This is a genomic window from Micromonospora sp. NPDC000207 (genome assembly GCF_040300925.1).
Classification (GTDB): domain Bacteria; phylum Actinomycetota; class Actinomycetes; order Mycobacteriales; family Micromonosporaceae; genus Micromonospora.
On the sequence record NZ_JBEPEQ010000009.1, the window covers coordinates 21190 to 31593 of the forward strand.

The following is a 10404-nucleotide window of genomic DNA, read 5'->3' on the forward strand; positions in this document are numbered from 1 at the left end:
TTTGATGGACGGCTCAGGTGAAGGCGGCGGGCATGTCCCAAAGTTCGGGGCCATCCGCCTTGGCCGAGTCGCAGCGGAGCATCCTCGGCCGGTCGGGTCGCCGAGAGGGTGATCGGGGTCCACCGGACGGCCGGTGGTCAGCGCCGGACGTCGGGGCGCAGTCGGACGTCCGGAGCGTTCCGGGAGGCATGTCAGGAAGGCGACAGGTGGTCCGATTGACGAGACTGGCGGGCAGTGGTCTGCTGAGTGCCGCCATCGGAGCTGTGAAGTCAGAACACAGTTAGATCGGGTGACCACAGTCCCATCAACATACCTCTGCGTATGGTGCGGGGCGGATTCGTGTGGGGCGAACCAATGGGGAGAGAATGCCGAGCGTGACGACGGCGATACCGCAGATCAGCAGCCTGGTGTCGGTGCGTGGACAGCGGTGGGTGGTCAGCGAGGTGCAGCCAAGTGAGCACAGCACCCTGGTCAGCCTGCAGAGCGTCGAGGACGGCCGCTACGGCCACACCCTCGACGTGATCTGGGAGATCGAGCCGGGCCGCGAAGTGCTGCCCAGCGGCTCCTTGCCCCAGGTAACCAGAGACAGCTTCGACCCGCCGCAGCGGCTCGCCGCCTTCCTCGACGCGGTCCGCTGGTCGGCGGTCACCTCCGCGGACGTCAAGACGCTCCAGTCGCCGTTCCGTTCCGGCGTGGCGGTCGAGGACTACCAGCTCGAGCCGGTCGCCCGCGCCGTCGACGCGCCCCGGGTCAACCTGCTCCTCGCCGACGACGTGGGGCTCGGCAAGACCATCGAGGCCGGCCTGGTCGCCCAGGAGTTGCTGCTGCGCCATCGGGCCCGACGCGTCATGATCATCTGCCCGGCGGGTCTGACCATCAAGTGGCGCGACGAGATGGCCGAGAAGTTCGGCCTCGACTTCACCGTGGTCGACTCCGAGCGCTGTGCCGAGGTGCGCCGCAGCCACGGCTCCGCCGCCAACCCGTTCGAGGTCTTCCCGCTGAGCATCGTCAGCCTGCCCTGGCTGCGCGGGCAGAAGGCCCAGCGGCTGCTCGACGAGATGCTGCCCGCCGACGGCCCGTCGTACCCGCGCACCTTCGACCTGCTCGTCCTCGACGAGGCCCACCACGTCGCCCCGGCCGCGCCGAAGCAGGTCTACGCCGTCGACTCGCAGCAGACCAAGCTGATCCGCCGGATCGCTCCGCACTTCACCCACCGGCTTTTCCTCTCCGCCACCCCGCACAACGGCTACCAGGCGTCCTTCACCGCTCTGCTGGAGATCCTCGACAACCAACGGTTCGCCCGGGGCGTCAGGCCGGACCCGGCCGCCGTGCAGGACACCGTGGTCCGCCGGCTCAAGCGGGACATCGAGAACCCCGACGGCAGCCCGCGTTTCGTCGAGCGCAAGGCCATGTCGATCCCGGTCGTCTACCCCGAGGACGAGCGGCAGATCCACGCCCTGCTCACCCACTTCGCCGAGCTGCGCGGCAGTCGGCTGCGCTCGCAGCGTGGGCGCAAGGCCACCGACCTGGTGACGCTGCTGCTCAAGAAGCGGCTCTTCTCCAGCCCGGCCGCGTTCGCGCACACCGTTCGCGTCTACCTCGACACCCTGGCCAACCGGATGGGCAGCCCGGAGCTGATCGACAGTGACGACGTGCCGGAGTGGATGGACGAGTTCATGGACGACCTCGCCACCTATGACGACGACCAGGCCGCCGAGGCCGAGGACGACGCCCTCAACCGGGTCCGCCCGATGCAGCCGGACCCCACCGACGACGAGACCGGCCTGCTCACCAAGATGCGCGACTGGGCCGAGCGCAAGGAGGCGTTGCCGGACGCCAAGGCGACCAAGCTGATCGAGTACCTGACCGCCGTCTGCCGTCCCGACGGCCGTAACTGGCTCAACGAGCGGGTCGTCGTCTTCACCGAGTACCGCGACACCCAAACGTGGCTGGCCGACCTGCTTCGTCAACAGGGTTTCGACACCGACGGTCGGCTCGCCCTGCTGCACGGCGGCACCCCCACCGACGAGCGGGAACGCATCCGCCTGGAGTTCCAGGCCCACCCGACCGAACGCCCGGTCCGCATCCTGCTCGCCACCGACGCCGCCAGCGAGGGCATCGACCTGCAGAACCACTGCCACCGGCTGGTCAACTACGACATCCCGTTCAACCCGAACAAGCTGGAGCAGCGGATCGGCCGCATCGACCGGTACGGCCAGCAGGTCAGCCCGGAGATCCAGCACTTCGTCGGCACCGGGTTCGGCACCGCCGTCGACTCCTTCGAGGCCGACCTGGAGTTCCTCTCCCGGGTCGCCACGAAGGTCGCCCGGATGGAAGCCGACCTCGGCTCGGTCAACGCCGTCCTCGCCGAAGCAGTGCAACGGCGGATGCTCGGCGAGCAGGTGACCGTCGACGTCGAGCAGGCCGGCAAGGCCCGCAGCGGCGGCACCCTGCCCACCGAGACGAACCTGCGCGAGCAGGTCCGCCGGCTCCGAGCCGACCTGGACAAGACCGTCGAGGAACTCGGCATCACCCCTCCGGCGGTCAAGCGGGTCGTGGACACCGCCCTGCTCCTGGCGCGGCAGCAGCCGCTGGCCCGGCACACCGACGACCGGCACCTGGCCGACGACGGGCTCTTCCGGGTGCCCTCGCTGACCGGCTCCTGGCAGCGGGCCAGCGCCGGGCTCACCGCGAAACTCGCCGAGGGCGACGAGCCGCCCCGGCAACTTCCGATCACCTTCGACGCGGCGATCGCCAAGGACGACCGCGACGGCATCGTCCTCGCTCACCTCAACCACCCCCTCGTCGCCATGTCCACCCGGCTGCTGCGGGCCGCCGTCTCCAACCCGGACATCGGCCTGCACCGGATCACCGCCGTCGTCAGCGACGATCCGGAGTTGGAAGACGTGCTGGTCGGGGCGTACTCGCGGTTCGTCCTGGTCGGGGCGGACGGCGTCCGGCTGCACGAGGAGGTCCTCTACGCCGGGGGCTGGCTGCCCGAGCAGGGCCGATTCCGCCGCCTGGAGAACCTGACCACCCTCGGCGGGATCCTCGACCGGGCGCTCACCACCGGCACCGAGGCGTCGCCGGTGGTGCAGGCCAGGGTCGCCGAGCGGTGGCTGCCCGCCACCGCCAAGGGCCTGCTGTCCGCCATCGAGTGGCGGACCAAGGCCCGGCAGGAGTCGCTGGACCGCAAGCTCGCCCAGCGGCAGGACGCCGAGCGGCAGCGCATCACGCAGAACCTCGACCAGTTCGCCGCCACCCTGCGCGGCGCGTTGGAAGCCGACGACAGCGAGGAGGAACAGGCCCTGTTCAGCCGCGTCGAGGCGAGCAAGAGCAAGGAGGAACTCGCCCAGTACCGCAAGGACCGGCAATCCTGGCAGGACCGCCTGTCGGCTCTGGAAGCCGAACGCGACCGTGAACTCGACGCGGTCACCGCCCGTTACCGCGACCCGAAGGACCACAGCTTCCCGGTCGCCGTCGTCTTCGTCATCCCGAAGCGGGAGGCCACCCGATGAGCCGCACCTTCCGACGTCCCGCTCCCGACGGTGCCGAGCAGCACCGCAACTGGCTGAGCCTGGTCGAGGTCAGCGGCCCCTTCCTCAGCCTGCCCGTGCTGCGCCGCACCTGGCCCACCCTGGACACGCTCGACCGCCCCACCCGCGACCGGCTCCGCCAGGAGCACACCACCTGGCAGGCCGACACCGCCGCCGGCCAACAAACCTGGATCGGGTACGTCCTCGGCGAGCTGCTCGGCTGGGGCAACGCCCTGCACACCGCCGACCTCGACGGACTCACCCACACCGTCGCCGAGCACGACACCGAGCTGCGCCCCTCCTTCGTCCTGGTCGAGCCGGGCGAGCAGGTCAAGCCGGACAGCGTACGGCTGCTCGGGCTGACCTGCCCGCCCGGCCAGCAACCGACCGCGCGGATCAAGGACTCCACCTGGGCGGCTACCCCCGCCGACCGGCTCGCCACCCTCTGCCGGCACCACAACGTCGAACTGGGCCTGGCCACCGACGGCCGATGGTGGACCCTGGTCTGGGCACCACGCGGCGGTGTCACCACCACCGCCACCTTCGACGCCGTCTCCTGGCCGGAGGCGGCCGAACGGGACGTGGTCCGCGCCTTCGTGTCGCTGCTGGCCCGCCGCCGATTCTTCGGCGTCCCCGACGACGAACGACTCGTCCCGCTGCTGCGGGACAGCCTCAACAGCCAGGAGGAGATCACCGAGGCGCTCGGCGTCAACGTCCGCCGGGCCGTCGAACTCCTCGTCGCCGCCATCGGCCGGATCGACGTCCGCGACCGGGAGACCGGCGGACGCGGCCTCGCCCACGTCGACGCCCACGAGGTGTACCGGGGCTCGGTCGCGGTGATGATGCGGATCGTCTTCCTGCTCTTCGCCGAGGAGCGTCGCCTGCTCCCCGCCGACAACGAGCTGTACTCGACGGCGTACTCCGCCGGCCGGCTCCGCGAGGAGCTGGAGCAGCAGGTCAAGCAGGGCTCCGAAGAGGACCTGGAGCACACCTCCGCCGCCTGGCACCGGCTCCTCGCCGTCTTCAACGCCGTCCACGACGGCGTCGACCACCCCCGCCTCAAGCTGCACGGCCACCAGGGCTCCCTCTTCAATCCCGAGCAGTACGACTGGCTGCCGCTCACCATCGACGACCGGACCGTCCTGCACATGCTCCGCTCGGTGCAACGGGTCCAGGTCGGCAAGGGCCGGTCCAAGGAGAACCGCACGGTCAGCTTCCGCGCCCTCGACGTCGAACAGATCGGGTACGTCTACGAAGGCCTGCTCTCCTTCGAAGGCTTCCGCGCCGAGGGCGTCACCCTTGGCCTGATCGGCGGGGAGGGCATCGAGGAGGAGGTCGCCCTCACCGCCCTGGAGTCGATACGCGGCCGGCACTCCGAGCCAGCGGCGTTGGCCAAGGCGCTCGCCGAGACGTACAAGACTTCCAAGATCGGCTCGGTGGCGGCGCTGACCAAGAAGCTCGTCCCGCTCGACGGGGTGGAGCGCGAGGAGGTCCGTAAGAAGCTGCTCGCGGTCAACGGCAACGATTACCAGCTCGCCGAGCGGCTGTTGCCGTTCCACGGCCTCATCCGCGACGACCTGCGCGGCCTTCCCGTGGTGATCCTCCCCGGCGCCCTCTTCGTCACCGAGTCGGCCCTACGCCGCAACACCGGCACCCACTACACCCCCCGGAAACTTGCTGAAGAGGTGGTGGAGGGAGCTCTGGAGCCGCTCGTCTACAAGGTGGGGCCGCTGCAGACGGCGGATACTACCCAGTGGGTCAAGAAGTCCGCCGACGAGATCCTCGCCCTCAAGGTCGCCGACATCGCCATGGGCTCGGCGGCGTTTCTGGTGGCCGCAGCCCGCTACCTCGCGGGACACCTCCTCTCGGCCTGGGCCCGGGAGGGCAACGAGAAGGCCGCCAGGTATGCCGAGCTGCACACCGACCGCGCGGTGGACGCCGACGACGACCCCCTCGTCATCGAGGCCCGGCGACAGATCATCGAGCACTGCCTGTACGGGGTGGACATCAACCCGATGGCCGTGGAGATGGGCAAGCTCTCCCTCTGGCTGGTCTCGATGGACCCCCAACGCCCCTTCACCTTCCTCGACGACCGTCTCGCGGCCGGTGACTCCCTCCTCGGCCTCGGCAACGTCACGACCCTGCCAGGCAAGAACGTCCGGGACCTCCGGCTGGAGCGGGAAATCGCCGAGTCCCGGGACCTGCGGCGGCAGATCACTCAGCTGCCCGATGGGCCGGACGCCCTGGCGGAGAAGCACCGGCTCCTCGCGGAGGCAAAGGAGGTCCGAACCCGTGCCCAGTCCTACGCCGACCTGGTGGTCGGGGCATCGCTGGCCTCAATGAAACGAGGCCAGGATCCGGTTGCCATCGCCGAAAAGGTCGGCGCGTTGACCCAGCGGTTGGTCAAGAGCGGAGGCCTAGACGAGCTCCGAGGAAAGGCACAAGAGTGGTTGGCGTTCGACCAACCGGCCGGGAACTTCGACCGGAAGCCGCTGCACTGGTCTCTGGAGTTTCCCGAGGTCTTTGAGCAAGACGGGTTCGACGCCATCATCGGCAACCCGCCGTTCCTTGGAGGCAAGAAGATCAGCGGCCCCATGGGTTCGGCGTATAGGGAGTACCTCGTTGCCCGAGTCGGGCGGGGGGTGAAGGGACACGCGGATCTGGTCGCCTACTTCCTGCTGCGGGCGCACGACCTGCTCAACTCGGATGGTCAGACCGGATTGATCGCCACCAACACCCTCGCCCAGGGTGACACCCGGGAGGTGGGCCTCGACCAAGTGGTCGCAGGTGGTGCGACCATCCGGCAAGCCATTAAGAGTCGCCCGTGGCCTTCTCAGTCAGCGGCCCTGGAATTCTGCGCCGTCTGGACCAGCAGGGCCGACCTGGGTCCCACCGCTGAGCGGCGTGCCGATGGCATTGTGGTCACTGGGGTGACGCCCTCCCTCGACCCCGAAAAGAGAGTTACCGGCAACCCTTACCGCCTGGAGCGCAACGTAGACATGTCGTTCATCGGCTCGTACGTTCTGGGGCTCGGCTTCACCGTGGAGTCGGAGGAATCCGTCGCGCTGATCGCCAAGGACGGGCGCAACCGCGACGTTCTCTCTCCTTACGTAAATGGGAAAGACCTCAATTCCCGCCCAGACTGCTCGGCAAGCCGATGGGTCATCAACTTCCACGACTGGAACGAGGATCAGGCAAGAACCTACTCGGACGTCTTCGATCGTGTAAGTCGCCTGGTAAAACCTGAACGCGCTTCGAGTAGCGCAGCAGTCAGGAAAGCGCCGTGGTGGCAGTATTGGCGGCGGCGGTCAAACATGCTTCGCGCTATCGCAGGTTTCGAGCGAGTCGTCGTGATCACGCTTGTGAGCAAGACGGTCATGCCGGTGATGGTGCCGACCCGCCAGGTTTTTTCGCACGCGCTGGGAATTTTTGCGACGGACGACACGGGAATGTTTGCGTTGTTGTCGAGTTCGCCGCACTACTGGTGGGCGGCCAGCCGGGCATCCTCAATGAAGGCGGACCTCCGCTACACCCCATCGGACGTGTTTGAGACCCTTGCATTGCCGGAGCTGACGTCCGACCTGCGAAAGCTGGGTGAGCGGCTCGACACCTACCGTCGGGATGTAATGCTGAGTCGGCAGGCTGGGCTGACGGCGACGTACAAGCTGGTTTTCGATGCGGCCTGCCGGGACGAGGACATCGTGGAGTTGCGGCGGATTCATCGGGAGATCGATGTGGCGGTCTGCCGAGCCTACGGGTGGGACGACCTGGTCGAGCAGGGGCTGGACCACGGGTTCCACACGGCCGGCGCATATGTGCGGTACACGATCGGTCCCGATGTGCAGCGGGAAGTCCTCGACCGGCTGCTGGAGCTCAACCACGAGCGCTACGCCGAAGAGATCGCCAAGGGCCTGCACGACAAGAAGAAGGTCAACCGCCCCAAGGGCGACGCCGCCACCCTGTTCTGACCCCCTTTTCATCCCCCGAAGTGGAGGCCCAACGTGTTCACGCGTGGGCAGCTCACCCGTCAGCGCGGCGTCGACCCGCGTGCGTTGACGTTCGCCGTGCTCGACCTGGAGACCACCGGCCTGGAGCCGGGCCGAGGCTCGCGGGTCTGCGAGCTGGGCATCGTCCGGATGCGCGGGGACGGTGTCGTCCTGGACGAGTACTCGACCCTGGTCAACCCCGAGAAGCAGCGGATCAACAACAGCGAGTACCACGGGATCACGATCGCCGACGTCCGGACCGCCCCCACCTTCGCCGACATCGCCGGAGACGTGTCGGCGTACCTGGCGGACGCAGTGGTGGTCAGCCACAACCTGGACTACGAGGAGAAGTTCCTGGCAGCCGAGTTCGGGCGGCTCGGAATCAACCTTCGGGGAGTCCCTGGGCTCTGCACCCTGGTCACCGCTCGCCGACAGCTCGACCGGTGGGGCTACAAGCTGGAGAACGTCAGTCACCTCATCACCGGCGAGTGGCTCGACGCGCGGCATTCGGCGCTCGGTGACGCGCGGGCGCTCGCCGCCACCCTCGCCAAGCTGATCGCCGAGGCACCACAGCCGCTGACCTGGGTCGGCCCGGCGCCGGTGCCGCTGCCCACCAACCTGCCGCGCGGTGGCCCGATCGTTCCCCGGGCCACCGGGCTGCGGAGAGGGACCGTCGGGTGGCTCGGCACCCTGACGGCGCGGCTGCCGCTGATGGCGCACCCACCGCAGCCCCGCCCCGACGGGCTGCGTGACTACCGGGCGCTGCTCGGCCACGCCCTCGCCGACGGCAAGATCGTCAGCGAGGAGGCCAACCAGTTGGCGGTCGCCGCAGCGCGGGCCGGCCTGACCCAGACCACCGCCCGTCAGGTGCACGAGGAGTTTCTCGCCGATGCGCGGGCCCGCGCCGAAGCGGACGGTGTTGTCACCCCCGTCGAGCTGCGGGAGCTGCAGCGGGCCGGGAAGGAACTTGCCGCCTCGCACCTGATCAGCGACCTGGAGGAGGCCGCCGCAGCGAACCGGGCCAAAGGCAACGGGCCGTTGAAGGGGTGGCGGTTGCTGCCGGTCGGTGACTCGCCGGCCCTGACCGAGCTGCTCGACTACGCCGTCGAACATGGAGCGAAGGTCGCGGTCAACCTGACCAAGACCGTGCGGCTCGTCGTCAACGACGACGTCCCGGAGACCGACCCACGGATCGCCAAGGCTCTCGCGCTGGCAGTCGACGTCCGCTCGCCCGAGCAGGCCCGCAAGCTCCTGGCGGCGGAGGTCGACAAGCCCAACGGGCTCTTCGTCGACCGTGACGGGGAGCAGATCGCCTCCCAGATCAGCGCGGAGCGGGCAGCCGCCAGTGCACCTCGCCGGCCCGAGTGGCACGAGTACTGGCGGCCACGCGAGCTGACCGACGCCGAATACCACGACCAGTTCGTGGCCCGCTACGACGACGAGGACTTCGCCGACGTGGTGATCACCGTCCCGGCCGGACAGCGGAGCAGTCGAACCCCGGCTATGGCCGGTGGCCCGGCGAAGAGTGGATGCGTCGCCGTCCTCGTCGTCGGTGGTGCGCTCGTGGCCGGAATAGCGGAACTTCTCCGCCAGGTCGTGGCCTGAAGACCGCGACGGGCCGGGGCAGGTCCCTCGCGGACGGCGGCCGGTTCTGAACAATGACGCAGAGGGGGTGAGTTCCATGAAGAAGCGACTTCTCGCGATCGAGGTGGAGAACTTCCGTAGCCTGCGGAGGATCTCGCTGCCGTTGCGTCCGCTCAACGTGCTCGTCGGCCCCAACGGTGCCGGCAAGAGCAACGTGCTCGACGTGTTCCGATTCCTGGCCGACGTCATCGGCACCGACCTGCAACCCGCGCTCGACCTGCGCGGCGGCTTCGAGGAGGTGGCCTTCTGGGGTGGTGAGAGGCCGCCCACCCACCTCCAGATCAAGCTGACGGCGACGTGGACCACCCACAGCAGCCGCAGTGCGGCCGATGAGTACCTGCTTCGGGTCTCCCGGTTGCGACGAGGGCTGGCCCGCAAGGAATCTTTCCAGTTCAAACGCACCCAGGGCCGGGGGCGGCGGATCACCATCAGCGGCCAGAAGGTCCACGTCAAGGACACCGGCCGTGACGGCGGCGAGCGGGAGATCGGCATCAACGCGCTGAGCAGTGGCCTCTCCACCCTTCCTCGGCTTTCCGACGACCGGGGTGGGGTCGAGGTGTCGACCGTGGCCCAGCGGCTCGCCTCGTTCCGGGTCTTCGACGTCCGGGTGGACTCGGCCCGGCTACCGTCGCGCTTTCCCCGGGCGGCGCGCTCCGAGGTTCTCGACGACGGTGCCGCCAACCTGGCCGGTTTCCTGCTGGCGCTGCGCAGCCAGGACGACGACGCCTGGCAACGGCTCGTCGAGGACGCTATGGAGGTGCTGCCGCAGTTGACCGGCATCGACTTCGACTATCCCTCGGGTGCTGGCCGGGAGGTTGTCGTGGTCCTGCAGGAACGAGGGCTCCGGCGGTCCACCCAGCTCGCCGACGCCTCGTACGGCACGATCCGTCTACTCGGCCTGCTGGCGCTGCTCTACGATCCGCACCCGCCCGCCCTGACCTGCGTCGAGGAGATCGACCACGGGTTGCATCCGCAGGCGCTCGAACTTCTGGTGGAACGGCTGCGGGAGGCGAGCGAGCGGACCCAGTTCCTCATCGCCACGCACTCCCCGGCACTTGCGGACCGGCTGAATCCGGAGGAACTGGTGGTGTGTGAGCGGCGTGACGACGGGTCGTCGGCGATACCGGCGATCTCCGCCGGGCGGATCGACGACATTGTGACGGCCAGCGAGGGCCTGCCCCTCGGCGATCTCTGGTTCTCGGGCGCCCTTGGTGGTGATCTGTGACCCGTCGGGGAGG

Annotated in this window: 4 protein-coding genes; all 4 read left to right on the plus strand. The window is 68.8% G+C overall.

Annotation, left to right across the window (positions count from 1 at the left end):
- The first annotated feature begins 374 nt into the window (after positions 1–374).
- The 4 genes from drmD to ABT336_RS04395 all read left to right on the plus strand — a co-directional run bounded on the left by drmD (position 375) and on the right by ABT336_RS04395 (position 10391).
- A complete protein-coding gene (drmD, locus tag ABT336_RS04380) occupies positions 375–3518 on the plus strand; it encodes a DISARM system SNF2-like helicase DrmD (protein ID WP_350895072.1) in 3144 nt (1047 codons plus the stop codon).
- Positions 3515–7504 carry an Eco57I restriction-modification methylase domain-containing protein gene (locus tag ABT336_RS04385; RefSeq protein ID WP_350895073.1) on the plus strand — a complete coding sequence of 1330 codons (3990 nt, stop codon included), beginning with the start codon at positions 3515–3517 and terminating at the stop codon, positions 7502–7504. Before drmD ends, ABT336_RS04385 begins: the two co-directional genes overlap by 4 nt.
- 33 nt (positions 7505–7537) lie before the next feature.
- Positions 7538–9127: a 3'-5' exonuclease gene (locus ABT336_RS04390; RefSeq protein ID WP_350895074.1), complete on the plus strand. Its 1590-nt coding sequence runs from the start codon at positions 7538–7540 to the stop codon at positions 9125–9127.
- Positions 9128–9203: 76 nt separating this feature from the next.
- Positions 9204–10391: an AAA family ATPase gene (locus tag ABT336_RS04395; RefSeq protein ID WP_350895075.1), complete on the plus strand. Its 1188-nt coding sequence runs from the start codon at positions 9204–9206 to the stop codon at positions 10389–10391.
- Positions 10392–10404: the final 13 nt, after the last annotated feature.

Coding starts and splice junctions, on each gene's coding strand:
- ABT336_RS04395 (WP_350895075.1), top strand. CDS start 9,204: ATGAAGAAGCGACTTCTCGCGATCGAGGTGGAGAACTTCCGTAGCCTG.
- ABT336_RS04385 (WP_350895073.1), top strand. CDS start 3,515: ATGAGCCGCACCTTCCGACGTCCCGCTCCCGACGGTGCCGAGCAGCAC.